Source organism: Nocardia higoensis NBRC 100133, assembly GCF_000308595.1.
In the GTDB taxonomy this organism is placed as follows: domain Bacteria; phylum Actinomycetota; class Actinomycetes; order Mycobacteriales; family Mycobacteriaceae; genus Nocardia; species Nocardia higoensis.
Genome location: NZ_BAGA01000109.1, coordinates 1 through 25186, shown reverse-complemented (window position 1 = coordinate 25186; position 25186 = coordinate 1). Strand labels below are relative to the sequence as shown.

25 protein-coding genes are annotated in these 25186 nt (G+C 70.8%); 18 read left to right on the top strand and 7 right to left on the bottom strand.

The features are described from left to right. Positions 1 to 4 precede the first annotated feature (4 nt). The 11 genes from ON26_RS19210 (at position 5) to ON26_RS19160 (ending at position 12177) form a co-directional block, all read left to right on the top strand. Positions 5 to 1084: a lysophospholipid acyltransferase family protein gene (locus ON26_RS19210; RefSeq protein WP_245545909.1), complete on the top strand. Its 1080-nt coding sequence runs from the start codon at positions 5 to 7 to the stop codon at positions 1082 to 1084. 44 nt (positions 1085 to 1128) lie between these two features. Beyond that, positions 1129 to 1947: an ABC transporter permease gene (locus ON26_RS19205; RefSeq protein ID WP_040797577.1), complete on the top strand. Its 819-nt coding sequence runs from the start codon at positions 1129 to 1131 to the stop codon at positions 1945 to 1947. Then, entirely contained in the window at positions 1944 to 2675 is a 732-nt protein-coding gene (locus ON26_RS19200; protein ID WP_040797576.1) for an ABC transporter ATP-binding protein, read from the top strand. Before ON26_RS19205 ends, ON26_RS19200 begins: the two co-directional genes overlap by 4 nt. Positions 2676 to 2712: 37 nt before the next feature. After that, positions 2713 to 3705 carry an ABC transporter substrate-binding protein gene (locus tag ON26_RS19195; protein ID WP_051027232.1) on the top strand — a complete coding sequence of 331 codons (993 nt, stop codon included), beginning with the start codon at positions 2713 to 2715 and terminating at the stop codon, positions 3703 to 3705. 185 nt (positions 3706 to 3890) lie between these two features. Next, a complete protein-coding gene (locus ON26_RS19190; RefSeq protein ID WP_040797575.1) occupies positions 3891 to 5120 on the top strand; it encodes a cysteine desulfurase family protein in 1230 nt (409 codons plus the stop codon). Next, positions 5120 to 6238, top strand: a complete 1119-nt coding sequence (gene mnmA, locus ON26_RS19185) for a tRNA 2-thiouridine(34) synthase MnmA (protein WP_040797574.1) — start codon at positions 5120 to 5122, stop codon at positions 6236 to 6238. The genes ON26_RS19190 and mnmA overlap by 1 nt, the downstream gene beginning before the upstream one ends. A gap of 67 nt (positions 6239 to 6305) precedes the next feature. Then, on the top strand, positions 6306 to 7400 hold the full coding sequence (locus ON26_RS19180; protein ID WP_083884205.1) for a methionine synthase: 1095 nt from the start codon (positions 6306 to 6308) through the stop codon (positions 7398 to 7400). 148 nt (positions 7401 to 7548) lie between these two features. After that, a complete protein-coding gene (gene ligA, locus ON26_RS19175; RefSeq protein ID WP_051027251.1) occupies positions 7549 to 9642 on the top strand; it encodes an NAD-dependent DNA ligase LigA in 2094 nt (697 codons plus the stop codon). A 174-nt stretch (positions 9643 to 9816) separates the two neighbouring features. Beyond that, positions 9817 to 11061 carry an AAA family ATPase gene (locus ON26_RS19170; RefSeq protein WP_040797684.1) on the top strand — a complete coding sequence of 415 codons (1245 nt, stop codon included), beginning with the start codon at positions 9817 to 9819 and terminating at the stop codon, positions 11059 to 11061. Positions 11062 to 11230: 169 nt separating this feature from the next. Further along, on the top strand, positions 11231 to 11572 hold the full coding sequence (locus ON26_RS19165) for a hypothetical protein (protein ID WP_040797573.1): 342 nt from the start codon (positions 11231 to 11233) through the stop codon (positions 11570 to 11572). A 107-nt stretch (positions 11573 to 11679) separates the two neighbouring features. After that, positions 11680 to 12177, top strand: a complete 498-nt coding sequence (locus ON26_RS19160) for a GNAT family N-acetyltransferase (RefSeq protein ID WP_040797683.1) — start codon at positions 11680 to 11682, stop codon at positions 12175 to 12177. Between the two features lie 34 nt (positions 12178 to 12211). Here ON26_RS19160 and ON26_RS19155 read toward each other — a convergent pair whose 3' ends face one another. After that, entirely contained in the window at positions 12212 to 12463 is a 252-nt protein-coding gene (locus tag ON26_RS19155) for a hypothetical protein (protein ID WP_040797572.1), read from the bottom strand. A gap of 18 nt (positions 12464 to 12481) precedes the next feature. On the opposite strand from ON26_RS19155, the gene ON26_RS19150 reads away from it, so the two are divergent. Further along, positions 12482 to 13147: a hypothetical protein gene (locus tag ON26_RS19150; RefSeq protein ID WP_040797571.1), complete on the top strand. Its 666-nt coding sequence runs from the start codon at positions 12482 to 12484 to the stop codon at positions 13145 to 13147. Positions 13148 to 13217: 70 nt separating this feature from the next. Here the strand turns inward: ON26_RS19150 and ON26_RS19145 are convergent, their stop codons facing one another. Continuing rightward, entirely contained in the window at positions 13218 to 13868 is a 651-nt protein-coding gene (locus tag ON26_RS19145; protein ID WP_040797682.1) for an ACT domain-containing protein, read from the bottom strand. 274 nt (positions 13869 to 14142) lie between these two features. On the opposite strand from ON26_RS19145, the gene gatC reads away from it, so the two are divergent. Together gatC and gatA are read left to right on the top strand one after the other, a co-directional pair. Continuing rightward, on the top strand, positions 14143 to 14442 hold the full coding sequence (gatC, locus tag ON26_RS19140) for an Asp-tRNA(Asn)/Glu-tRNA(Gln) amidotransferase subunit GatC (protein WP_040797570.1): 300 nt from the start codon (positions 14143 to 14145) through the stop codon (positions 14440 to 14442). Further along, entirely contained in the window at positions 14439 to 15929 is a 1491-nt protein-coding gene (gatA, locus tag ON26_RS19135; RefSeq protein WP_040797569.1) for an Asp-tRNA(Asn)/Glu-tRNA(Gln) amidotransferase subunit GatA, read from the top strand. Before gatC ends, gatA begins: the two co-directional genes overlap by 4 nt. 77 nt (positions 15930 to 16006) lie before the next feature. On the opposite strand, the gene ON26_RS33465 is transcribed toward gatA, so the two are convergent. Continuing rightward, the gene (locus tag ON26_RS33465) at positions 16007 to 16990 is read right to left on the bottom strand and encodes an SDR family NAD(P)-dependent oxidoreductase (RefSeq protein WP_040797568.1); all 984 of its coding nucleotides are present in this window, start codon (positions 16988 to 16990) and stop codon (positions 16007 to 16009) included. A gap of 109 nt (positions 16991 to 17099) precedes the next feature. On the opposite strand from ON26_RS33465, the gene ON26_RS19125 reads away from it, so the two are divergent. Next, a complete protein-coding gene (locus tag ON26_RS19125) occupies positions 17100 to 17696 on the top strand; it encodes a TetR/AcrR family transcriptional regulator (RefSeq protein ID WP_040797567.1) in 597 nt (198 codons plus the stop codon). Between the two features lie 4 nt (positions 17697 to 17700). Here the strand turns inward: ON26_RS19125 and ON26_RS19120 are convergent, their stop codons facing one another. Genes ON26_RS19120 through ON26_RS19110 form a run of 3 tightly spaced genes read right to left on the bottom strand, consistent with a single transcriptional unit; the run spans position 17701 to position 20315 of the window. Next, positions 17701 to 18147: an SRPBCC domain-containing protein gene (locus ON26_RS19120; protein WP_040797566.1), complete on the bottom strand. Its 447-nt coding sequence runs from the start codon at positions 18145 to 18147 to the stop codon at positions 17701 to 17703. Positions 18148 to 18195: 48 nt separating this feature from the next. After that, positions 18196 to 19719 carry an alpha/beta-hydrolase family protein gene (locus ON26_RS19115; protein ID WP_083884204.1) on the bottom strand — a complete coding sequence of 508 codons (1524 nt, stop codon included), beginning with the start codon at positions 19717 to 19719 and terminating at the stop codon, positions 18196 to 18198. Beyond that, positions 19716 to 20315 carry a hypothetical protein gene (locus ON26_RS19110; protein ID WP_051027231.1) on the bottom strand — a complete coding sequence of 200 codons (600 nt, stop codon included), beginning with the start codon at positions 20313 to 20315 and terminating at the stop codon, positions 19716 to 19718. Before ON26_RS19110 ends, ON26_RS19115 begins: the two co-directional genes overlap by 4 nt. Before the next feature lie 167 nt (positions 20316 to 20482). On the opposite strand from ON26_RS19110, the gene ON26_RS19105 reads away from it, so the two are divergent. Both ON26_RS19105 and ON26_RS19100 read left to right on the top strand, forming a co-directional pair. Next, the gene (locus tag ON26_RS19105) at positions 20483 to 21757 is read left to right on the top strand and encodes a sensor histidine kinase (protein WP_040797565.1); all 1275 of its coding nucleotides are present in this window, start codon (positions 20483 to 20485) and stop codon (positions 21755 to 21757) included. A gap of 104 nt (positions 21758 to 21861) precedes the next feature. Further along, positions 21862 to 22524: a response regulator gene (locus ON26_RS19100; RefSeq protein WP_040797564.1), complete on the top strand. Its 663-nt coding sequence runs from the start codon at positions 21862 to 21864 to the stop codon at positions 22522 to 22524. Here ON26_RS19100 and ON26_RS19095 read toward each other — a convergent pair. Further along, positions 22494 to 23381, bottom strand: a complete 888-nt coding sequence (locus ON26_RS19095; protein ID WP_174375417.1) for a serine hydrolase — start codon at positions 23379 to 23381, stop codon at positions 22494 to 22496. The genes ON26_RS19100 and ON26_RS19095 overlap by 31 nt on opposite strands. Before the next feature lie 306 nt (positions 23382 to 23687). On the opposite strand from ON26_RS19095, the gene ON26_RS34250 reads away from it, so the two are divergent. Then, positions 23688 to 25186 (top strand): serine/threonine-protein kinase (locus tag ON26_RS34250; protein ID WP_157171938.1); only part of this gene is annotated, 1499 nt, incomplete at its 3' end.

Genomic DNA, 25186 nt, shown 5'->3' with positions numbered 1-25186 from the left:
CGCCATGTTCGACTCCGTCCCGTTCGACTCCGCCACGTTCGACACAGCGCGCACCGCGAATTCGCCCATCGGTACTCCGGCCGACATCGCGCAGTTCCGGGCCGGCGGGCCTGCCGCAGCCGAACTGCCTGTTGCCGCCGAGCGTCGTGCCGATCAGCCCGCGGTGCCGGCCGGCGCGAACACGGTCCCGCACTCCTGGATGCCGTCGAGCCCGTGCGGACCCGCCTGCATCGAGCCAACCGACCGGGTCGGCACGGCACGGGTGGTCGCTCGCCTCGCCGGTCTGGCCGCACTGCTGATGAGCTATCCACCGGTGCATGTGCTGACCCCGCGGGCCGGTCGTGACCGGATGCGCCGTGGTTACGCGCAGGCCGCGCTGCGTTGTCTCGGCATGCGCCTGCAGGTGATCGACCGACGCGTCCCCCCGAAGGCGCCGCTCTCCGCCGGAGTGCTCGTCGTTGCCGGGCACGTCGGCTGGACCGATGTCGTCGCGCTGGCGGCGGTGCGGCCGATGGGTTTCGTCGCCCGCGCGGACCTCGTCGACTGGCCGGTGCTCGGTCCACTGGCACGGCTCATGAAGGTGATCCCGATCGAGCGCGAGCGGCTGCGCGCCCTGCCCGCCACCGTCGGGCGGGTCGCCCAGCGGTTGTCGAGCGGGGAGACGGTCGCGGTGTTTCCCGAGGGCACCACCTGGTGCGGTCGCGCCTACGGCAGCCTGCGGCCCGCCTTCTTCCAAGCCGCCGTCGACGCGGGCGCGTTCGTCCAGCCGATCCGCCTGCGCTATCTGGACCGCCGCGGCGTCCGGTGCACCGTGCCCGGCTTCGTCGGTGCCGATTCCTTCCTCGATTCCGCGCTGCGCGTGCTCCGGTCCGCGGGCATCACCGCGGAGATCGTGCTCGAACCGCTCGAGTACCCGGGCCTGGACCGGCGCGAGCTGGCCCGGCGCTGCGAACGTGCGGTGCGCGGCGAGGACATATCCCGGCACGGGCCGGCCAGTTCGGAGTGGATCGAGGCCACCGCGACCCGCGTGCAGGATCCGTCGCCCGCGCCGATGACCGACCGGAAAACAATCGAATTACGGTGAGCGCAAATATGTGATGACGCCGATCGGTCGCGCACCATGCACGAATGCTCGAGAACAGGGTTCCGGCGACCCCCCTGCGCCGGATCCCGGTGTACCACCGTCCAGGGTTCCTCCGTGCCCTCGCGCCGATCGCGCTGCTGCTGATCTGGCAGACGATCAGCAGCAATGGCTGGGTCTCGGCCAAGAAGCTGCCCGCGCCGTCGGTGGTACTCGACGCCGGTCTGGAGATCTGGCGTTCCGGCCAACTCGGTGACGCACTGCTGGTCTCGGGACAGCGGGCGCTGCTGGGTTTCCTGCTCGGCGCGGGGCTCGCCCTCGTCCTCGCCACCGTCGCCGCACTCGGCAAGGTCGGCGAGTACACGCTCGACCCGCCGTTGCAGATGATCCGAACCATCCCGCTGTTCGGGCTGATCCCGTTGTTCATCATCTGGTTCGGCATCGGCGAGGAACCCAAGGTCTACCTCATCGCCCTCGGTGTCTTCTTCCCGCTCTACCTCAACACCTATGCCGGTATCCGCCAGCTCGACCCGAAACTGATCGAACTCGGCCGTACCCTCCAGTTGAGTCTGCTGGAGCGGCTGCAGCTGCTCATCGTGCCCGGCGCTCTGCCACAGATATTGGTCGGTGTGCGCCAGAGCCTCGGTATCGCCTGGTTGTCACTGGTGGTCGCCGAACAGATCAATGCCAGTGCCGGTCTCGGATTCGTGGTCAACAACGCCCGCGAATTCCTGCGGACCGACATCGTCATCTTCGGCCTGCTCGTTTACAGCCTGCTCGGTCTGATCACGGACGCGGTCGTGCGTGCGCTCGAACATCGCGCCCTGCGCTGGCGCACGTCCATCGACCGAAGGAACAGCCGATGACGATCACCGCCGGAGAACCCGCGACCCGGGCGGCTCGAATCACCGGACTCGGCAAGAGTTTCGGCGGCCGTGTCGTCCTCGACGGGATCGAGCTCGATATCGCCGAAGGTGAGATCGTCGCGTTGGTCGGACGCAGCGGTTCGGGGAAATCGACACTGCTGCGCATCATCGGCGGACTGGAGGACGCCGATCGGGGTTCGGTCGGCACCGAGGCGCAGCCGACCTTCGTCTTCCAGGAGGCCCGGCTGATCCCCTGGCTGCCGGTGGTACGCAATGTGGCGCTCGGACGCCCGCGCCCGCGCAGCCGCCGCCGGGACGAGCGAGCCGCGCGTACTCTGCTCGACGAGGTCGGATTGCGCGAACGCGCCGATGCCTGGCCGCTCACCCTCTCCGGTGGCGAGGCGCAGCGGGTGGCGCTGGCAAGGGCACTCGTCGCCCACCCGAAACTGCTGCTTCTCGATGAGCCGTTCGGCGCGCTCGACGCGCTGACCCGGCTGTCCATGCACGATCTGCTGCTGAGACTGCACTCCGAACACGGTTTCGGCGTGCTCCTGGTCACCCACGACGTCACCGAAGCGGTCACACTCGCCGACCGGGTGCTCGTCCTGGCCGACGGCCGGATCACCGAGCAGGTGCGCGTCGAGTTGCCGCGGCCGCGCTCGCACGCGGCTCCCGAGGCGGCCGATCACATCACCCGCCTGCTGACGCTGCTCGGCGTCGGCGCCTGAGTTCTCCCTTGTTCCACAACGTAGGAAAGCAGTTCTCGTGAAACGACTCTCGATATCCCGGCTCGCCGGTGTGGCCGTGGTGGTGGCGGCGCTGTTCGCCAGTTCGGCCTGCGGCGACGATTCCGAGCCCGCGCTGGCGGACGGCCCGGTGGATCTCAGCACTGTCACCCTGAAAGTCGGTGATCAGAAGGCGATCTCGATCGAGGTGCTGATGACCGCGTCGGGTCAGCTGGAGAACCTGCCCTACAAGATCGAATTCTCCACCTTCACCGCGGGGCCGCCGCTGGTCGAGGCAGCGGGCGCCGGGGGGATCGATCTGGCGCAGGTCGGCAATACCCCGGTGATCTTCGGTGCGGCGGCCGATGCCGAGATCAAGATCATCGGCGCGCTGGCGGCGACCGGCAAGGGGGACGCGATCCTCGTCGGCAAGGATTCCCCGATCGCCTCGGTCGCCGACCTGAAGGGCAAGAAGGTCGCGGTGACCAAGGGCAGCTCGGCCAACGCGAATCTGCTGCGGCAATTGCAGAAGGCCGGTCTGGGCCTGGGTGACGTGGAGCCGGTCTACCTCGCCCCCGCCGACGGCTATGCCGCGCTGACCCGCGGCGACGTGCAGGCCTGGGCGGTGTGGGATCCCTACACCGCGATCGCCGAGAACGAGGTCGGCGCGAAGACCATCGCCACCGCCGACCAGGCCGCCAACGGATACAACTTCTGGCTCGCCTCGAACGAGGCGCTCGGTGACGCCGGGCGCTCGGCCGCCATCGCCGATTTCCTCGGTCGCTACGCCGCGGCGACCACGTGGTCCTCCGACAATCTCGACCTCTGGTCGACCGAGTACGCCGAACTCACCTCGATTCCGGTCGACGCGTCCCGGATCACCTGGACCCGCTCGATCAAGGAACCGATTCCGCTCGATGACGGGGTGGTCGCCTCGGAGCAGGAGATCGCCGACGCCTTCACCGAGGCGAAGGCGATCCCCGGCAAGATCAGCTTCGCCGATTTCGTCGATACCCGGTTCGAATCGAAGTAGGCCCGTCACCCGCCGCGACCCGTCCACCGGAATGCCCCGCCTCCCCGGAGCCGGGGCATTCGCCTTTTCCTCCCCGCCGCTTCCTCCCCGCCGCTTCCTCCCCGCCGCGCGGAATTCGCACGTCGGGGCAGGGGCCGAGTGGGCGGGAATATTCGGCGGCGGTCGACGGCTAGACTTTACTGGTCATGAAGTCGGCTTATTCGGGTCCGGTCATCGGTGCTGCACCCCAGACGGTCTACCTCGATCATGCGGCGACCACACCGATGTTCCCCGTCGCCATCGAGGCGATGACGGCTGCCCTGGCCATGCCGGGCAACGCGTCTTCGGTGCACGGGTCCGGTCGGACCGCCCGGCGGCTGCTCGAGGAGGCCCGCGAGTCGATCGCGGCGAACCTCGGCGCGCGGCCCTCGGAAGTGATCTTCACCTCGGGCGGCACCGAGAGCGACAATCTCGCCGTCAAGGGCATCTTCTGGGCCCGCCGCGATGCCGATCCGCGCCGGGTGCGGATCATCGCCAGTTCGATCGAGCACCACGCCGTCATCGACGCGGTGGAATGGCTTGAGCAGCACGAGGGCGCGCAGGTGACCTGGCTGCCGGTCGGCGCCGACGGACTGGTCTCGCCGGAGACGTTGCGCGCCGAACTGGCCGAGCACGTCGACGAGGTCGCCCTGGTCACCGTCATGTGGGCGAACAACGAGGTGGGGGCGGTCCAGCCGGTCACCGAACTCGCCGCGGTGGCACGCGAATTCGACGTGCCGATGCACAGCGACGCCATCCAGGCCGCGGGCCAGTTGCCGATCGACTTCGCCGGCAGCGGCCTGTCGGCGGCCAGCTTCACCGGCCACAAGGTCGGCGGCCCGCACGGTATCGGCGTGCTGCTGCTGGGCAGGCAGGTGCCCTGTGTGCCGCTGCTGCACGGCGGCGGGCACGAGCGCGACCTGCGCTCGGGCACCTCCGACACTCCCGCCGCGGTCGGCCTGGCCGCCGCGCTCGACCACGCCGTCGCCGAGTTGCCCACCCGGGCCGCCGAACTGGCCGCGCTGCGCGATCAGCTGATCGCCGGTGTCGTCGATGTCGTTCCCGACGCGGTGCTCAACGGCCCGACCGGTGAGGCCAGGCTGCCGGGCAATGCGCACTTCACCTTCGCCGGCTGCGAGGGCGATTCGCTGCTGATGCTGCTGGACGCGGCCGGGATCGAATGCTCCACGGGCTCGGCCTGCAATGCGGGCGTGGCCGCGCCGAGCCATGTGCTGATCGCGATGGGTGTGGCGCCGCGCGTGGCGCGCGGATCGCTGCGCTTCTCCCTCGGGCACACCTCGACGCGTGCCGACGTGGACGCCCTGCTGAATGTCCTACCCCAGGTGATAGAGCGGGCCAGGGCGGCTGGTCTCGCCGGTGCGAAAGGCGGTGTGTGATGCGGGTACTCGCGGCGATGAGCGGTGGCGTCGATTCGGCCGTCGCGGCCGCACGCGCCGTCGACGCGGGCCACGAGGTGGTCGGCGTGCACCTGGCGCTGTCGGCCGAACCGGGCACCCTGCGCACCGGTTCGCGCGGCTGCTGCTCCAAGGAGGACGCCGGTGACGCGCGCCGCGCCGCCGACGTGCTCGGAATCCCCTTCTACGTCTGGGATTTCGCGGACCGTTTCAAGGAAGACGTGATCGACGACTTCGTCGCCGCCTACGCCGCCGGTGAGACCCCGAACCCCTGCCTGCGCTGCAACGAGAAGATCAAGTTCTCCGCGTTGGCCGATCGCGCCGTCGCCCTCGGCTTCGACGCCGTGGTCACCGGCCACTACGCCCGCCTGTCCGACGGCGTGCTGCGTCGCGCCGTCGACGCGGACAAGGACCAGTCCTATGTGCTGGCCGTGCTCACCGCCGAGCAGCTCTCGCGCGCGATGTTCCCGGTCGGGGACACCCCCAAGCCGCAGATCCGCGCCGAGGCCGCCGAGCGTGGGCTCGCGGTGGCGAACAAGCCCGACAGTCACGACATCTGCTTCATCCCCTCCGGCGACACCCGCGCCTTCCTCGGCGCCAGGATCGGCATCCGGCCGGGTGCGCTCGTCGACGGCGAGGGCCGGGTGCTCGGTGAGCACGAGGGCGTGCACGGGTTCACCATCGGCCAGCGCAAGGGCCTCGGCCTGCCCGGTCCCGCCGCCGACGGCAAGCCGCGCTACGTCACCGACATCGACCCCGACTCGGGCACGGTGCGGGTCGGCTCGGCCGAAGACCTCCAGGTCCGGGAGGTGCGCGCCGAGCGGGCGATCTGGACCTCCGGCCGGGCGCCCGAGGGGCCGATCGAGTGCGTCGCCCAGGTGCGTGCCCACGGCGGCACCGCGCCCGCGATCGCCGAGGCGGTCGACGGCGGACTGGTGGTGCGCCTGCGCGAGCCGCTGACCGGCGTCGCGAAGGGCCAGGCCGTGGTGCTGTATCGCCCGGACGAGTCCGGCGACGAGGTGCTCGGCAGCGGGACGATCACCGGCACCGCCCGCGCGAACGAGTCGCTGGGGATCGCCGCGGACGCGACCGCCGGGTGACAATACCGCCGGGTGACAATGAGGACACGGCACCGGAGCCAAGCGGCGTGACGAGGGGCAGTTCGTGATGAGGGAATCGAGCACGCAGGCAACCGGTTCCGAGGGTGCCGATGCGCCGGCGGCCGTCACAGCGACCCGCGAGATCCTCCGCGGCGGCGTCGCCACCGGCCTGGGTTCCTGGCCCGGCGTCGATCCGCGCGAGGCGGCGGCGACGATCCTCGGCGAACTGCCCGACCTGGCGCACCTGGTCGAATTGCCCGCCCGCGGCATCGGCGCCGACATGATCGGCCGCATGTCGGCCCTGCTTATCGACATGCGCCTGGACACCAGCACCCGCGGCTACCGGCTGGCGGCCCGCCCGGGAGCGGTCTCCCGCCGAGCCCGCGATCTGCTGCGCGCCGATCTCGACGCCCTCGAAGAGGTCTGGGAGACCTCGGGATCGGCGGGCACGGGCCGGGTGATCAAGCTGCAGGCGGCGGGTCCACTGACCTTGGCCGCGCAGATCGAACTGCCCTCCGGGCATCGGGCGCTCACCGACCCCGGCGCGGTGCGCGATCTTTCCGAGTCGCTGGCCGAAGGGCTCGCGGCGCACGCCGACGAGGTGCGCAGGCGCTTGGGCGCCGAGGTCGTCCTGCAGCTCGACGAGCCGAATCTGGCCGAGGTGCTGGACGGCGCGTTGCGCGGCACCAGCATCCTCGACACGGTGCGCGCGGTCCCCGAACCCGAAGCGCACGCGGTGCTGGACCGGGTGATCGAAGCGCAGCGCGCCCCCGTCGTGCTGCACGACTGCTCCCCGAATCCGCCACTGGCGCTGTTGCGGCGCACGGCGGCCGCCGCCCTCGCCATCGATGTCGCGCACATCGGCACCGCCGATCTCGACCCCCTCGGCGAAACTCTCGATGCCGGCAAGAAACTCGTTCTCGGGCTGGTTCCGGGCACCGAGCCCGCGGGTACTCTCAGCTGGCGCGAGATCGCCGAACCCGGCGTGCGCCTGATCGACCGCCTCGGCTTCCCGCGCACCACGCTGGCCGGTCGGATCCTCGTCGCTCCGGCCTGCGGTCTCGGTGGCGCTCCGCTGTCCTGGGCGCGGCGCGCACTGACCCTGGCCACCGAGGTCACCCGCGCCTACACCGAGGATCCGGAGTCGCTCGGCGCGCGGTGAACCCTCCCCGACGTGCGGGAACGTGTCGGTGGGCTCGACTAATGTGCTTGTCGTGAGCGACAGGGAGAGTGCGGCGAACATCACCACGGCCGATGACGACGACGAGTCGGAGACGGGCGCGGTGACCGGTCCGGCGGGGGGCGAGCCGGTGGAGCAGATTCCGGCCTCGGACGAGGACAGGGTGCGCTGGCAGGAGCTGGCCGACGAGGTGCGCGAGCACCAGTTCCGCTACTACGTCCGCGACGCGCCGATCATCTCCGACAGCGAGTTCGACGCCCTGCTGCATCAGCTGCAGGATCTCGAGGAGCGCCACCCCGATCTGCTCACCCCGGACTCCCCGACGCAACTGGTCGGCGGCGGCTTCGCCACCGACTTCACCCCGGTCGACCACCTCGAGCGGATGCTCTCGCTCGACAACGTCTTCAACTACGACGAGCTACGCGCCTGGGCCGCGCGGGTGGAAGCCGAGACCGGCTCCGACCTGCACTACCTGTGCGAGGTGAAGATCGATGGCGTCGCGCTGAACCTGGTCTACGAGAACGGCAAGCTGGTGCGCGGCGCCACCCGCGGCGACGGCCGCACCGGCGAGGACGTCACGCTCAATGCCCGCACCATCGAGGATGTGCCTCGGCAGCTGGAGGCCGGCACGGAATTCCCGGTGCCCACGCTGCTCGAGGTGCGCGGCGAGGTCTACATGCGGCTCGAGGATTTCGAGTCGCTGAACGCCTCGATCGTCGCCGAGGGCAAGCCGCCGTATGCGAACCCGCGCAACACCGCGGCGGGATCGCTGCGGCAGAAGGATCCGTCGGTGACCGCGCGGCGCAAGCTGCGGATGATCTGCCACGGCATCGGCCGGCTCGACGGTATCGCCTTCACGTCCCAGTCCGAGGCCTATCGGGCGCTGACGGCCTGGGGCCTGCCGGTCTCCGAGCACGCGCTGGTGGTGCGCGGGATCGAGGCGGTGATCGAGCGGGTCGGCTACTGGGGCGAGCACCGCCACGACATCGAGCACGAGATCGACGGCCAGGTCATCAAGGTCGACGAGACCGCGCTGCAGCGGCGCCTCGGCTCCACCTCCCGCGCCCCGCGCTGGGCCATCGCCTACAAGTACCCGCCGGAAGAGGCCACGACCAAGCTGCTCGACATCGCGGTCAATGTCGGCCGCACCGGCCGGGTCACCCCGTTCGCGGTGATGGAACCGGTGTCGATCGCCGGTTCCACGGTCGCGATGGCCACCCTGCACAACGCCTCCGAGGTCAAGCGCAAGGGCGTGCTGATCGGCGACACCGTCACCATCCGCAAAGCGGGCGACGTCATCCCCGAAGTGCTCGGCCCGGTCGTGGACACCCGCACCGGCGAAGAACGCGAGTTCGTCATGCCCACGCACTGCCCCGAGTGCGGCACCGAACTGGCGCCGGAGAAGGAGGGCGACGCCGACATCCGCTGCCCCAACCAGCGGCACTGCCCGGCGCAGTTGCGCGAGCGCGTCTTCCACATGGCCGGGCGCAGCGCCTTCGACATCGAGGCGCTCGGTTACGAGGCAGCCGTCGACCTGCTGAAATCGGGTGCGATCGCCGACGAGGGCGATCTGTTCGACCTGGACGAAGCGCGCCTGCTGACGACCTCGCTGTTCACCAACAAGGAAGGTGGGCTCTCCGCCAACGGCAAGCGGCTGCTGCAGAATCTGCAGACCGCCAAGGACCAGCCGCTGTGGCGGGTGCTGGTCGGGCTGTCCATCCGCCACGTCGGCCCTACCGCGGCGCGGGCCCTCGCCGCCGAATTCGCCGACATCGAGCGCATCGAACAGGCGAGCGTGGAGGAGCTCTCCGCGACCGACGGCGTCGGCCCGACCATCGCGGCGGCGGTCGCCGAATGGTTCACCGTCGACTGGCATCGCGCCATCGTGGACAAATGGCGCGCCGCGGGGGTGCGGATGATCGACGAGCGCGACGAGTCCATCGAACGCAACCTCGAAGGCCTGTCCATCGTGGTCACCGGTTCCCTGGAAGGGTTTTCGCGCGACGGCGCCAAGGAGGCGATCCTGGTGCGCGGCGGCAAGGCGGCCGGGTCGGTGTCGAAGAAGACCGCGTTCGTGGTGGTCGGTGACGCGCCGGGTTCCAAGGCCGCGAAGGCCGAGGAACTGGGGGTGCCCATCCTCGACGAGGCGGGATTCGTGCGCCTGCTCGAACACGGGCCCGCCGCGGTCACGCCCGCCGGCGACGCCGCGGAGGAAGCCGAGTAGCGGCTGCGCCGGCACCGAGGCGCGCCGCTGCCCTTCGATGTGGAACCGGGCGCAGTGCCTCGGTCCCGCTTCGGCCTGTCCGCGGTCGGCTGCACGCCCGCCGTCGGTGTCGGCCCGCCGCGGAAATCGGTGGGTGCTGTACCACTGCGCGGCGACACCCGGAAGTATGGCGGCATGCTGCGCAGTTTCCAGGTGACCAATCACCGTTCGCTGGCCGAAACCCAGGAGTTGCGACTGACCAGGGGCAGCGGCCCGGTGGCGGTGCCGGTGACCGCGATCCACGGCGGTCCGGCCGCGGGCAAATCGAGCCTGATCCACGCCCTGGACCGGATGCGTGACGCGGTGCTGAATTCGGTGACCGGCTGGGATCCATACGCGGGGCCGGTGCGCTCGCCGCATCTGGCGCACCTGAACCGGCCTTCCGAGTTCGAAGTCGCGTTCGTCGCCGAGGGCTGCCCGTACACCTACGGTTTCTGCCTCGACAATGCCGACGTGACGGCCGAATGGCTGTACAGTCACCCGCGATCGCGCAAGCGAATCGTGTTCGAGCGCATGGGAACCGAGATCAAGATCGGCCCGATGTTCGAGGCCGCCCGCTACGGCACAGCCGCGCTGGCACCGCTCGTCCGTCCCAACGCCCTGCTGCTCAGCCTTGCCGGGCAGATGCACGCCGAAGCGCTGGTGCCCGCCTATCGCTGGTTCTCGTCCATGCTCGAGGTGGTCCGCGGCCCCGTCGAGCCCGGCGACGTCGCCCACCGGCTCGGTAGCCACATCTCGCGCTCGCCCGAGCACGCCGCTCGCCTGCTGTTGCTGTTGCGCACCGCCGACCTGGGCATCGCCGATCTGCTGGTCGCCGAACCCGATCCGCTCTATGCCGACTACCTGCGCGAACTCGACGCCGACATCGCCGCGGGCGCCGAGCACGCCGAACTCGCGGCCGCCTCACCCGCGCACGCCGACCGCCTGCTCGAGGAGAACGGCCTGACCCCGCTGCTGCTCGAGCGCGAACTGGCCAATCTGCGTGCGGCCCGCGACGCCCTCTACGACCGGATGGTCGCCCGCCGCGGCGTCGGCCTGCGACTGGTCCACGAGGGCATCGACATCCCCTTCGAGATCGCCGACGAATCCTCGGCCACCCTCGCGCTGCTGCGCCTGCTGCCCACCATGCTCGACGCCCTGGACACCGGCCGGGTGCTGGCCGTCGACGACATCGGCGCCGGCCTGTCCGGCGATCAGACCGACCGGCTCATCCAGCTGTTCCAGAATCCCGAGACCAACGCCCACGGTGCCCAGCTGATGTTCACCACCGACGACCGCGGCCTGATCGACCGCGGCAACGGACGCTCCCAGCGCACCCGCTCCGCGGTGTGGCAGGTGCGCCGCAACGAGCGAGGCGCCAGCGAACTGACCGTGCGCTGAGGCGCGGAGGCGCCGATCGCGGTGGCCGCGATCCGGTGAACGGCGACAATCCCCGCGCGGGGTGTTCGAGCTCTCCGCGTCCGTCGAAGGCGATGTGGTGCCGGGGTGAACACCGGGGCACGCGGTGTCGTCGGCGGAGCGGGTCGCCGGGCGCTCCTAGGATGGGGGCATGGAGTTCGCGATGCTCATCATCCTGGCCGCCGTGGTGGTGGCGCTGCTGGTGTCCTACCGGCGCAGTCGCGGCCCCGGCCGTCCGCCCGCCGAGCCCGAGTACGGCACGCTGCGGATCACCGGCGTCAGCCCGCGCCCGCAGGCGATGGGGGAGCAGTTCGTGACGATCACCGGAGACCTCACCGGCCCCTCGGTCGCGCCGACCACGGTCTACCGCCGATTCGTGTGGGACGGCGCGCAGTGGCCGCAGATCGGCCAGGACTGGCCGGTGGTCTACCCGGTCGGCAAGCCCGATCGCTGGCAGCTCATCGTCTCCGACGGTCCCGGGATCGACTCGTGACCACCAGCCGCGGCCGGCGCACGGCCGACGCACGCGTGGGCGTGCGAACCGCCGGTGCGCGCGGGCACTCCGGCGGCGCGAGCGACAGCGCAGCCGCCCTACCCACGGTGCGCACCGCCACCGGGGCAGACCACGACGCCATCGGCGAGCTGACCGTCGCGGTCTACGTCGGCGAGGGCTACATCTCCCCGGCGAGCCCCTATGCCGACGAGCTCGCCGACATCGCACGCCGTGCCGACTCGGCCACCCTGCTGGTCGCCGAACACGACGGCGAGGTGGTCGGCTCCCTGACCGTCGCCCGCCCGGGCACCCCCTACGCCGACATCGCGCGTCCGGGCGAACTCGAGTTCCGCATGCTCGCCGTCGCGCATGCGGCACGCGGTCTCGGCGCCGGAACCGCCTTGGTGCGCAGCGTGATCGAGCGGGCCCGCGCCGAATCCTTCGACGCCGTGGTGCTCACCACCATGCCCGCGATGGCCGCCGCCCGCCGTCTCTACGATCGCCTCGGCTTCCTACATGCGCCGCAACGGGATTGGGTAACCCCGTCGGGATTGCCGCTCACCGTCATGCGCCTGCCGCTCGATCCGGCGCGGCCGATCAGGTGACCTCGCCCCCCGTGCGAACAAGCGCGAGCGCGGGTCAGGAATCGCTGCCGCGACGTCGCAGGAGCCTACGCAGACGCTCGCGCAGCCGGTCCGCCCGCGTCGGCTCCGGGGCGAGGGGCGGCGCCGCTGCTGCGGCGGCGGTGGCCTGGGCGAACCGCGCGTGGAGTTGTTCGCGGACCTGTTCGGGAGTGTAAGCGCGGCGGCGTCGTTCGGCGCGCGCCATGATCACACCGGTGGCGACCACACCGGCCGCTCCTGCCAAACCCACTGCCTTCCACCACCTCATACCGCCTAGGCTAGCTCCATGAGGGGTAAGAGCATCAGCCTCGACCACGCGCTCGACATCACCAGAACCGGTGACATCTGGCTGTTCCGAGGCAGTTCCGCGGCCGACCGGGTGATCCGGATGACCACCAACAGCCCGGTCAACCATGTCGGCATGTCGGTCGTCCTCGACGATATGCCCGCCCTGATCTGGCATGCCGAACTCGGCCATTCGCTGACCGACATGTGGACCGGCAGCACGCATCGCGGTGTGCAACTGCACAATCTGCACGATGCGGTGCTGGTGTGGGCGCATCGGTACGGGCAACGCGCGTGGTTGCGCCAGTTGAACGAGCCGGTCACGCGGGAGATGGAGGACAATCTGCTGCGCACCATCGCCCGGCTCGACGGCACCCCGTTCCCCTCGACGGCCGGGCTGGCGGGCCGTTGGTTGCGCGGTCGGATCCGGATACCGAGGCGCAGGCCGGGGCGCCCCGACCCGAGAGAACTGGAGAAGGCGTACTGCGCGGAGATCGTCGCCGCCACCTATCAGGCGATGGAGTTGCTGCCTGCCCGGCGCAGCCCGAACTGGTACGACCCGGGCCGCTTCTGGAGCGGGGACGATCTGCGACTGTCCGGCGGTTACGCGCTGGGCGGTGAGGTCGCCGTCGATGTGCCCCCACCGGACCTGTCGCAGACCTTGTAGCGAGAGCATCCGGCGAGAGGATGCCTCCCGTGCCGGCGATGCCGTAGCGAGAGCCGTTCGGCCGGTGGGATCAGCCGAGGACGGTGGCGACGATGCCGGCGAGGTAGCCCAGACGCGCGACCTCCGAGGGCCGGAAGCCGGGCCCGCCGGGACGGCCGAGCATGAGCACCTTGCCGGAGTTGCCCAGCGGTGCGGCGGCGAGCTTGGTGTCCATGTCGCGCCAGATCTGAGGTACCCAGTCACCTTCGGGATCGAGCACCATGGGCTTCTCCAACGGCATCCACGGGGCCGAGGAGGCCTGCGTCTGCGGCGCGCTCTGGCTGCCGACGACCCGGTAGGCGCCCTGCGGGCCGGTGTCGAGGATGGTGCTCCAGCCGACGCGCAGGACCCGGGGGATACCGTCGACGAGAATCTGCAGCCGGTCGTCGCGCGCGCCGGCGACCTGGTCGATCAGTTCGAGTTCGCGGTGGGTGTCGAGCAGGCCCGAGTAGGGGCGGATGGAGTCGACGTGGACATCGGGGATGCCTTCCGCGGCGGTGATGAGCGTGTCGGGCAGCGCGTTGGGCGCCACATCCACGACGAGATCGTCCACCGCGAAGCCCGCGCCGCGCTCGACCACGTCGAGCGACAGGATGTCGGCTCCGACGGTGCCCAATGCGAGTGCGAGTGCGCCGAGGCTTCCCGGGCGATCCGGAAGTTGCACGCGGAGCAGATAAGACACGCGCATTCCTTTCCTCTGGGCCGAGCCTGCTGCTCGGTTACCCGGGTCAGGCAATATTTACACCCGGAGCGGTCGGTTATCGAGTCGAAGCGCGTGGCGTGACACATGCCACACGGCGAGTTGTCCGAATCGCGGCGTGTCGCTCTCTGCGCGGTGGTGTGTCCTCGGAGGGTGGCGGCGGTGACGGACCGCGAAGCGCGGTCGGTAGGGTATTCCCCGACGGCTCCCACGTCCAGCCGTCCCCGACGCTCTCCATGCCGAAAGGGGTTCCGCGGTGCCCGCCATCTCCCGCGACGAGGTCGCACACCTCGCCCGGCTTTCCCGGCTCGCGCTGTCCGATGCCGAACTCGATCAGTTCGCCGGTCAGCTGGATTCGATCCTGAGCCACGTGCGGACCATCTCCGAGGTCGCCGCCGCCGATGTTCCCGCGACCGCCTCGCCCGACCCCGAGGTCAACGTGACTCGCGTGGACGCGGTGGTGCCCGGGCTGACGCCGAACGAGGCGCTCGCCGCCGCCCCCGCCGTGGACGAGCAGCGCTTCATGGTTCCGCAGATTCTCGGGGAGGGCGAATGAGCGGGGAGCTCACCACCAGCACCGCGGCCGAGCTGGCACAGCGGATCCACGCCCGCGAGGTGACCTCGGTCGAGGTGACCCAGGCGCACCTGGATCGCATCGCCGAGGTCGACGGCGAGATCAACGCCTTCCTGCACGTCGCCGGTGAACACGCGCTCGAAGCCGCCGCCGCGGTGGACGCCGCGCTGGCCGCCGGCCACGCCCCGGCCTCGCCGCTGGCCGGAGTTCCGTTGGCGCTCAAGGACGTGTTCACCACGACCGACATGCCGACCACCTGTGCCTCGAAGATCCTCGAGGGCTGGATGTCGCCGTACGACGCGACGCTGACCGGCAAGCTGCGCGCCGCGGGTATCCCGATCCTGGGCAAGACCAATATGGACGAGTTCGCGATGGGTTCCTCCACCGAGAACTCCGCCTACGGCCCGACCCGCAACCCGTGGGACAAGACCCGCATCCCGGGCGGCTCCGGCGGTGGCTCGGCGGCCGCGCTGGCCTCGCACCAGGCGCCGCTGGCCATCGGCACCGACACCGGCGGCTCCATCCGCCAGCCCGCCGCGGTCACCGCGACCGTCGGCACCAAGCCCACCTACGGCACCGTCTCGCGCTACGGCCTGGTCGCCTGCGCGTCCTCGCTGGACCAGGGTGGTCCGTGCGGTCGCACGGTGCTCGACACCGCGCTGCTGCACGAGGTGATCGCCGGGTACGACCCGCGTGACTCCACCTCCCGCAATGTGCCGGTCCCGCCGGTCGTCGAGGCGGCCCGCCGGGGCGCGTCCGGCGATCTGCGCGGGGTGAGGGTCGGCGTGGTCAAGGAGTTGCACTCCGACAGCTACCAGTCCGGCGTGCTGTCCTCCTTCGATGCCGCGGTGGCGCTGCTGAAGGAACTCGGCGCCGAAGTGGTCGAGGTGTCCTGCCCGCACTTCGAGTACGGCCTGCCGTCCTACTACCTGGTCATGCCGTCGGAGGTGTCGTCGAACCTGGCGCGCTTCGACGCCATGCGCTACGGCCTGCGTGTCGGTGACGACGGGTCCCACAGCGCCGAGCAGGTCATGGCGATGACCCGCGCCGCCGGTTTCGGCCCGGAGGTCAAGCGTCGCATCATGATCGGCACCTACGCGCTCTCGGCCGGCTACTACGACGAGTACTACGGCCAGGCGCTCAAGGTCCGGACCCTCATCGCCCGCGACTTCGAGAAGGCCTACGAGCAGGTCGACGTGCTGGTCTCGCCGACCAGCCCGTTCACCCCGTGGAAGCTGGGCGAGAAGGTCGACGACCCGCTGGCCATGTACCTGTCGGACCTGTGCACGCTGCCGACGAACCTGGCGGGCCACCCGGCCATGTCGGTGCCCTCGGGCCTGAGCGAGGACGACGGCCTGCCGGTCGGCCTGCAGATCATGGCTCCCGCCCTGGCCGACGACCGCCTCTACCGGGTCGGTGCGGCGTACGAGGCCGCGCGCGGCCCGATCGGCGCGGCTCCGATCGCCTGAGCCACCGCTCGCCCGATCGAATCGGGCGGGTCACACGCACGAAGAGCCCGCGCCGGACCGGCGCGGGCTCTCTGTCGTCATGCGGGCCAGACGAATTCGGGATCGGTGAGGTAATCCACGCGGCGTTGCTCCAGCGCCATGGTCACCATCCGATGCGCGGTGGGCCCGATGACCCTGCGCAGCGGTGGGTTCGGCATGTTCACGAGCGCGAGCAGACCCTGCGCGGCGACTTCCGGTGGGGCATCGGACCATTCGTCCGCCTCGGTCGCCGCCGCTCCGGCCTGCTCTGCCTCGCCCGGCCGCTCCGAGGCCGGCTCCGACCCGGCGGGTTCTGTCGCCTTCGGCTGTGCTGCAGCCGGTTTCGTGCCGGTCGATTCCGGGTCGGCGGATTCGGCCGGGCCGGGCGTTCCTGCGCCGGTCGCGTGCGGGTCGGGATAGTCCGGCATACCGAGGATGTTCTCCCTGAAGAGCTGGTAGGCGGGGAGTGCGACGCCGAACCGCATACTCGACTTGGCCCAGTCGGTGTCGAACCCGCCGAGTTGAGCCAGCGTCACGTGCACGCCGAACGGGCGCAATTCGTCGGCCAGCGCTGCGCTGAACCCTTCCAGCGCCCACTTGCTCGCGTTGTACGCGCCGAACAGCGGCAGGCTGCCGACCGCCCCGACGGTGGAGATCTGCACGATGTGCCCGCTGCCGCGCTCGCGCAGGTGCGGCGCGAATGCCTGCGAAACCCACAGCGCGCCGAAGAAGTTCACCTCCATCTGTTCGCGCCAATCGGCTTCGGCGAGCTCTTCGACCGCGCCGACGAGGCCGAAGCCCGCATTGTTGACGACGACATCGACGCCGCCGGTCCGCGCGACGGCTTCGTCGACGGTCGCCGCCACGGCCGCGTGGTCCCGTACGTCCAGAGGGAGTGTGGTCAGCCGGCTGTCGTGCAGATCGGCCATGGTCCGCGGATCGCGGGCGGTCGCGACGACCCGGTCACCCGCGCCCAGCACCGCGAGGGTGAAGGCGCGGCCGAGGCCGCGGTTGGCGCCCGTGATGAACCAGGTTCGGGTCATGTCTTTCCTTTCTTGCCGAGACGAACCGTCTCGTTTCGGAAAGGGTGGCGGCAGGGCGCTCGTTTGTCAAGACGAAACGTCTCGTCTCCAGTCGCGCTAGAGTGAGCGCGTGCCCGAATCTCCCGGCGTCATCAGGCGCAGCCAACGCGCCCGAGCGGCCATCCTGTCGGCGACCGGCGAACTGATCGGCGAACTGCCCTACGGGAAGCTGACCGTCGAGGCGATCGCGGCCCGCGCCGGTGTCGGCAAACAGACGATCTACCGCTGGTGGCCGTCGAAGGGGGCGGTGGTCTTCGATGCCATGCTCGAGCGGGACTCGGGGCCGGACGGGCTCGCGCTGCCCGATTCCGGCGACTTGCGGGCCGACCTGCGGCCCCTGCTGCGCGGCTCGGCCACCGCCCTCACCGATCCGGCCTTCGAGGGCTTCCTGCGCGCGATGTATATCGAGATCCAGCAGGACGCCGCCCTTGCCGAGGCCTATCGCGAACGCCTGCTGCTGCCGCAGCGCGCTGCCCTGGCGAACCGCTTGACGGCGGGCATCGAGTCCGGCGAACTCCGGCCGGGTCTCGATGTCGAGGTGGCCGTGGATCTTCTGCTCGGTCCGATCCAGATGCGCTGGTCGCTCGGGCTCGGCGGGCTCACCGAGTCCTATGCCGACAAGATTCTGGACGCCGCGCTGGATCACATCCTGCGGAAAGGGGAGTGACGGCTCAGCGGGCGCGCAGCGTCTCGGCCTGGCGCTGGACGGCGGCGGTCATTCCTTCGAATCCCCGGCGCAACTGCTTGCCCAGCGCGACGGCGACCACGGGGTGCAGCCAGCCGGCGAGTTCGAAGTGCGAAGCGTAACGGGTTCGCTGCGGGGTGACCTCGGTGACGGTGTGGCTGCGCAGGCTGTGCAGGGTGCCGAGCGGGACGGGTTTCATGGCGTAGCTGAACTCGCGGCCAGGGGTGTGGGTGCGGACGAACTCGCGCTGGCGCTTGGGTTTCGGGCCGCCGAGGTCGACCACCATGTCGATCGGCGCGCCGGGCACCAGGGTGCTCGAGCACTCGGCGACGAACGGATTCCATTCGCCGTAGCGGGGAAAATCGGTGATGACCTGCCAGACCACTTCGGCGGGGGCATCGATGTACACGGTGGTGTCGACGACGAAGGCCATGCCTGAAACTAGAACATGTTCTATCCGGCGTCAATGTGGGGTGCGCGATCACGGGTCGGCGCGGCCGGTGTGGCAGTCGCCCAGCGCGGTCCCCTGGTCGGTGCCGTAGCGGTGGCCGTGACCCGCGGGCGTGTCCAGCGCGCCGAGCAGGTCGGCGGTGGTCTGGACGAAGGAGACGACGGGCAGCCAGCGCGGCGCCGGTGCGTCCCGGCGTACGCCGGTGAGGTCCGGGGCGCGCCACAGCAGTGTGGGGGACCAGCGCACCACCGGATCGGAGCTGTTGGCCAGCACTGTCGCACCCGCGCGGTGCGCCCGATTGGCAGGCGGGCCCGCCCACAGCACCGCGCAGGTGCGCCGGTCCTGGTCGTCCGCGTCGGGGAAGATCCCGCTGCCGCCGAACGCGCCGAGGCTCTGGCCGTAGACGAACAGCCGTGGTCGCGGCGCTGTCCTCGCGACGCGTTCCTCGATCGCGGTGAACAGCGCCCGTGCCGCCTCGACCGCCTGCTCGCGTCCGAAGACGAAGCTCACCCAACTGGGCGTGTACGCGTACTGCAGGCCGACCACGGCCACATCGTCGCCGAACCGCTCGGCGAAGCCGGCCACCGCATTGCCGTCGATCCAGCCCGACCCGGTCGGCACCGCGACCACGATATTGCCCCGGGTGAAGCCGCCGGACCGTTCCAGCTCCCGGATCGCCAGCGCCACCCGAGCGCGCAGGTCGGGCGCTGATTCCACCCCGACGTACACCCGGATGGGCCCGTCGGCCGCGCCGTCGACGAATCGCCGCCCCTGCTTGCCCAGGTCCGTCCAGTCGACCACCGACCCGGCGCTTCCCGAGTGCGGGGCCGGCACTCGTGGCGGCGCATCCGATTCCAGCGCGGCATTGGCCGAGGCATATGTGGTCATCCGCCACTCGACGATGCCGGGCGCCAGCACGAACCAGCCCGCGAGTGCCGCGATCATCCCGCCGACGACCATCCGGCCGGTCCCCAGCGCGCCTACCGCCCGCCTCGAAATCCGTCCCGCCGCGACCAGCACGCCCGCGAGCGCCGCGGCCCCGAACGCACACCGCGCCCAGTACCACGGGTCGATGGCGGCGACTCCCATCGCCGCGCGTAATTCGTTCTGCCACCGCCCCGCTCGCCATGCCGTCGCAGCGATCAGCACCGCGACCGCCACGGCGACCCCGGCGCGCCCGGCCCGCCGGCCGGTGTCGACCCCGATCCGCCGCAGCGCCCATCCGAGCACCGCGGCCACCGCGAGCGACGCCGCCACGAGCGCACCGGTCAGGATCGCCTGGGCTCCCGCTGTCCGCGGCAGCAGCCCCGGCGCGAGGGAGCACAGCACTCCCGCGGCGACGCCGAGCGAGGTGCCGATACGGGGTGATGGAACACCGAAGCGGCGGTCGGGGGCGGTGTGGCCGAGGCGCGGAAATTTGTCGTGGGTGCGAGGCGATGGCGATGGCGCACCGGTCCCGCGCCCGGCGCGGGTGCTGTCGCCGCGTGGCCGGCCGTCCTCGAACCGGTACGCCGTGGACGCCGGGCCGCTCGCCCGGGGAGTCGTGGTGCTCACGGCGCCACCTCCCCGGTGCGGTGGAGAGCCGAACTCACGACCGGGGAGCCGTAACCCTCGCGGCGGGAGTTGAGGTCGACGAACACATTCGCGACGGCGGCCATCACCGTGCACCGCGCGCGGGCCACCGCCTCGGTGCGGGTGGTGCAGGAATCCCGCATGGCCTGTTCCAGTGCGGCGTCGACGGTTTGACGCCCCCACGGCCCCAGCGGTTGCTCGTGCAGCTGCGCATAGCGCAGTAGGTCGTACCCGAGATCGTGTGCCCTGCAGGCGGGTTCGAACTCGGCGGGCAGCGGGACCGGAGACGAGCACTCACCGGTCGGCTTGACCAGCATGCCGTCGACCGACATCGGGGTGTAGCCGAAGGTGGCGGCGAAATCGGAAGGCAACGAGCCGATATCCGCGCTCCCCCGGATCAGAGCGGTGACGGCGGCGGCCGCGGCCGCGTTCTCGGGCAGCGGAGCCGGCGCCGCGCCCGCGGCGGGGATCACGACGGTGGTGAGCGCGGTGGCGATCAGTGCGGCGGTGGCCGACGCGGCGAGCCGCTGACGACGCCGGGCCGCGCGGTGATCGGCGGTGGCAGACGGGGTGAGCATGGTTGTCGACGCTAGGAATCCCGGGCCCTCGCGGGCGTCCCGCTGCGGAGCGGTCCGATGATCACTCACCCGGGCCGCACGAGCGCCGACCCCCTACCGGAGTAGGGGATCGAGTTCGCTCCCGGGTACGACGGCGCCGGGCGCCCGGTGTTCCTAGGGTCGTAGGCATGAATGTCCCCACCGACATCGGCAGGCGCCACCGGATCCGCGACCGTCTGCGGGCCATGTCCGCGGCGGTCTGGCTGGATGTGGCCGGCGGCGTGGTGGCGCTGGTGTTCTACATCGTCGCCTGGTCCACCCTGCATCTGACGCATGTGGTCGCCCTGGGCGCGCAGCCGCTGGTCGCCGCGCTCGCCGCCCTGCCGGTGCTGCTGGTCCGGATCAACCCGTCGCTCGGCTGGGCGATATCGGCCGGGTCGGCGCTGGTGATCGCGCTGGCGATTCCACATCAGCCGGGCAACGAGATGCCGTTCCAGGTCGTGCACGTGCTGTCGCTGATCGTGTTGCTGTTCGCGGTCGGCCTGCTGGCGCCCGCGCGGGTGGTGCTGGTGGCGTGGCTCGCGACCGCCATGCTGTTCGGCACCACCATGCCGGGGGAGGGCGACGCGCTGGCGGACGCGGCGTGGGGCTGGCCGATCGCGCTGACCGTCGTGGTGCTGATCGCCTGGCTGGTGCGCAGGCTGGTGCTCTCCCGCAGGCAACTCGTCCAGCAGGAGGAGTTCACCGAACTGGAGCGGGCGCGCCGGGCCATCCTCGAGGAGAAGGCGCGCATCGCCCGAGACCTGCACGATGTCGTCGCCCATCACATGTCGCTGGTGGTGGTGCAGGCGCAGACCGCGCCCTACCGGGTCGAGGGCGTGACACCGGCCGTGCGGGCGGAATTCGACTCCATCTCGGTCACCGCCCGGGAGGCGCTCAACGAGATCCGCGGCATGCTCGGCGTGCTGCGCAGCGACGGCATGGCGCCGGAGCATTCCCCGCAGCCGACCGCGCGCGAGGTGCTCGCCCTGTGCGAGGGTGCCAGGCGCGCGGGCGTCGCGATCGACTGGGCGATCGAGGGTGAACTCGCCGCGGTCTCCGACGCCTCGGGGCTGGCGCTCTACCGGATCGTGCAGGAGGCACTGTCGAACGCCTCCCGGCACGCGCCCGGCGCGCAGGTCCGGGTCACGATCGACTGCCGGGTGAGCCTCGATCTGCGGGTGGTGAACGGCCCCCCGGCCACCATGGCCGCCGCGTCGGGCAACGGTGGGCACGGGATCTCGGGCATGCGCGCCAGGGCCCTCGCGGTCGGCGGGGTGCTCGACGCCGAGCCGACCCGGGACGGCGGCTTCGAGGTACGCGCCCGCTTGCCGCTGGCGCCCGGCCCCCGGGCGCTGGTCACCGGCCTGGACCCGACGTCTGTCGCGGCGCAGGGGGTGGGCCGGGGCACCGAAGGTCACTGACGATGCGGTGGCACTCGCGATGTCGCACTCGCGGAAGGGTTGTCGCGGCTCTCGCGGGAGGCGGGTGGTCGATGCGTTCGCTGGATCCGGCCTAGGGTGGGCAGGTGGCAATAACGGTTCTCATCGCCGACGATCAGGCGATGGTGCGGCAGGGGTTCGGTGCGCTGCTTGCCGCCCAATCCGACATCAGCGTGGTCGGGGACGCGCCGGACGGAAAGGTCGCCGTCGCCGAGACCAAGCGGCTGCGCCCGGACGTGGTCCTGATGGACGTGCGCATGCCGGAGATGAACGGCCTGGACGCCGCGCGCGCCATCCTCTCCGCGGGCGGCGACCCGCCCACGCGCGTACTCATGCTGACCACCTTCGATATCGACGACTACGTCTACGAAGCGCTGAGCCTGGGCGCGAGCGGGTTCCTGCTCAAGGACGCACCCGCCGACGAACTGGTGCGCGCGGTGCGGGTGGTGGCCGCGGGTCAGGCGCTGCTCGCGCCGACGGTCACCCGCAGACTCATCGCGGAGGTGACGCGCAGGCGGGCAGGTACCCGCCGGACCACGCCGGAACTGGGCTCGCTCACCCCGCGTGAGCGGGAAGTGCTCGAGCTGGTCGCGCGCGGAATGTCGAACGGCGAGATCGCCGAGGCGCTGTTCGTCGCCGAGCAGACCGTGAAAACCCATGTTTCCAAGGTCTTCTCGAAGCTGCAGCTGCGCGACCGCGCGCAGGCCGTGGTACTGGCCTACGAGTCCGGCCTGGTCACCCCGGGCTGAGCGGTCAGCTGACCGATGCTCGGCAACGCCGCGATCACCGACTCGGCGGCCGGGCAGTTGCCGCTGCGAGTCTCCTGCAGGTGCTCGCCGAGCAATGCGGCGACATTGTCGAGCATCTCGGTGGCCGTGTCGAAGTCGCCGGAATCGGCCTGCGCGGCCATCGCCACCGCGACATAGCCGTCGCGGGCGGGCACCAGGCCGAACTGGCGGACCAGGTAGACGCCGGTCTCGTCGTCGGGCCCCCAGCCGCCCTTGAACACCGCGCCATCCAGAGTGCCCATGCCCCAACGCTGTTCGTCGGTGATGTGCGACATCAGGTCGGTCACCGCTTCGGTCTGCGGCAGGCAGGGCAACTGGGAGGCGAACCGAACCTGGTCGACGAGAGACCATTCCGTCGCGCCGAAGGCGTAGTCGTCGATCGGGGTGTGCGGCCACGGTCCACCCGGCATGGTGTCGTCGGCCTCGTCGAGCACCTGTTGAACCGCCTGTGCCGCATCGGAACCCAGCGAGTTCCACAGTGTGCCCGCCGCGTCGTTGTCGGAATAGGTGATCGCGGCCTCCGCGTAGCCGAGCAGACCGTCGGGGTTGTTGCGCAGCGCTGCCACCGCGATCGGAACCTTGATGGTCGACCAGGCCAGACCGCTGGTCAGATCACCCATCACGGTGGCGCGGCTGCCGCCCACCGGCATGACCGCCAGCCCGAGCTTGCCCGGCGACAGGCTCTCCAGCAGGGTGAAATCGGCTGCGAGCGCCTCGGAGCGATCCGCGATGGTGGTGCGGGATTCCGGCGAGCGATCGACCGCGACCGCGGTCGGCTCCGCGTCGACCCTGTCGGCGAGCAGACCGCATGACGCCACAGCCAGAACCGTGAGAGCGAGCCCCCCGTGAACAGCCGACCGGAACACGGACAACTTTCGAGCCGACTTCACGAACCGCGAACCTCCACACCACCTGCGCGCTATCCGCGGTGGTGGCAAACACACCCGAGCCGAGCCGATGGCGACCGATCGCCGCCCCGGTGCGCACCTCGTGACCACACGTCCGGGACATCGACGCGACGAGTGTGCGCAAGAGATAGTTTTGCCGATGAGCGCGAGAAAATCTAACGGAACCACGATCTGCGCTCGGCGGTAGGCTGACGACCTGGAAGGAAGGGGGTCGCCTTGCTCGAACAGGGTGAGGTGTTCGCGGGATTCACCGTCGAACGGTTGCTCGGCCAAGGCGGCATGGGGTCGGTCTATCTCGCGCGCCATCCCCGCACGGGCAAGCGGACCGCACTGAAGCTGCTCAACCGCGAGTTGTTCACCGACCAGCAGGTGCGGGCCCGCTTCGAGCGAGAAGCCGATCTGGTCGCGCAACTCGACCACCCCGGCATCATCGCGGTCTACGACCGCGGCTCGGAGAACGACCAGCTGTGGATCTCCATGCAGTACGTCGACGGGGTCGACGCCGCCTCGGTGAACGCGCTCACACTGCCGCCCGAACGTGCTGTGCAGATCATCGAAGGCGTGGCCGACGCGCTGGACTACGCGCACGGCCGCGGTGTGCTGCACCGCGACGTGAAGCCGGCGAACATCCTGCTGGCACGGGCGAGTAAGGGCAAAGGCGAGCGAGTCTTCCTGAGCGACTTCGGAATCGCCCGCCTGCGTGAGGACACCACGCATCTCACCCAGACCGGCATGTTCACCGCGACCCTCGCCTACGCCTCGCCGGAACAGATGACCGGCGCGCCGCTGGGCAACCGCAGCGACCAGTACTCCCTGGCCTGCGCGCTGTATTGGTTGCTCACCGGCGTCGGCCCGTTCGACGCCGACAATCCCGCCGACATCATCCACGGCCACCTCAACCTGGCCGCCGTTCCGGTCACCCGCCGCCGCCCCGGCCTCAACCCGGCCCTCGACCTGGTGCTCGCCGCCGGCATGGCCAAGCTTCCCGACCATCGTTACCGCACCTGCGCCGAGTTCGCCGCAGCCGCCCGCAAGGCTCTGACCGCCGTCGGCCCGCCCCCGCTGCCCGCGCCGGTCTATCCCCAGCAGGCCCCCGTCGCCCGGCCCCACCCCGGGTACCCGCCCGCGCCCGGCCCGCCCCCGCCGGTCGCTCCGGTACCGCGGGTCGTGCAGTACCAGCTGCCGCCCCCGCCGCAAGGCGCTCCTGCGCAGGCACCTGTCGCGCAGGCGCCGCTTCCGGCCGCGCCGGTGGCGCCTGTCCAGAACCAAGCTCCACCGCAGCATCAGTCGCCACCGCAGCAACAGGCGCCTGTGCAGCATCAGGGTTCACCGCAACAGGGGCCTGCCGAGCATCATGGTTCACCGGAGCAACAGGTGCCTGCGCAGCATCCGATTCCGCTACAGCAACGATCGCCTGCGCAGCACTATGTCCCGCCACAGCAACAAGCGGCCGCGCAGCATCATGTCCCACTGGAGCAACAACCGCCTGTTCAGCCTCAGCAGGTAGGTCAGCCTCGAGGGTCTGCGCAGCCCGCAGCGGCAGCCGCCCAACAGCCCCCCTCGGCCGCTGCGCCCCAGCAGGCGGGCGATGCTCAGGAGGCGTTCGCCCCTTCCGGCGTGCCTGTGCAGCGCCAGGCCGCGCCCGCGCAGTCGCCGCCGCCCGCGGAATCGCCGCCGGGGCCGTCGCCCGTCCAAGGACAGCCGCAGGGCGCGCC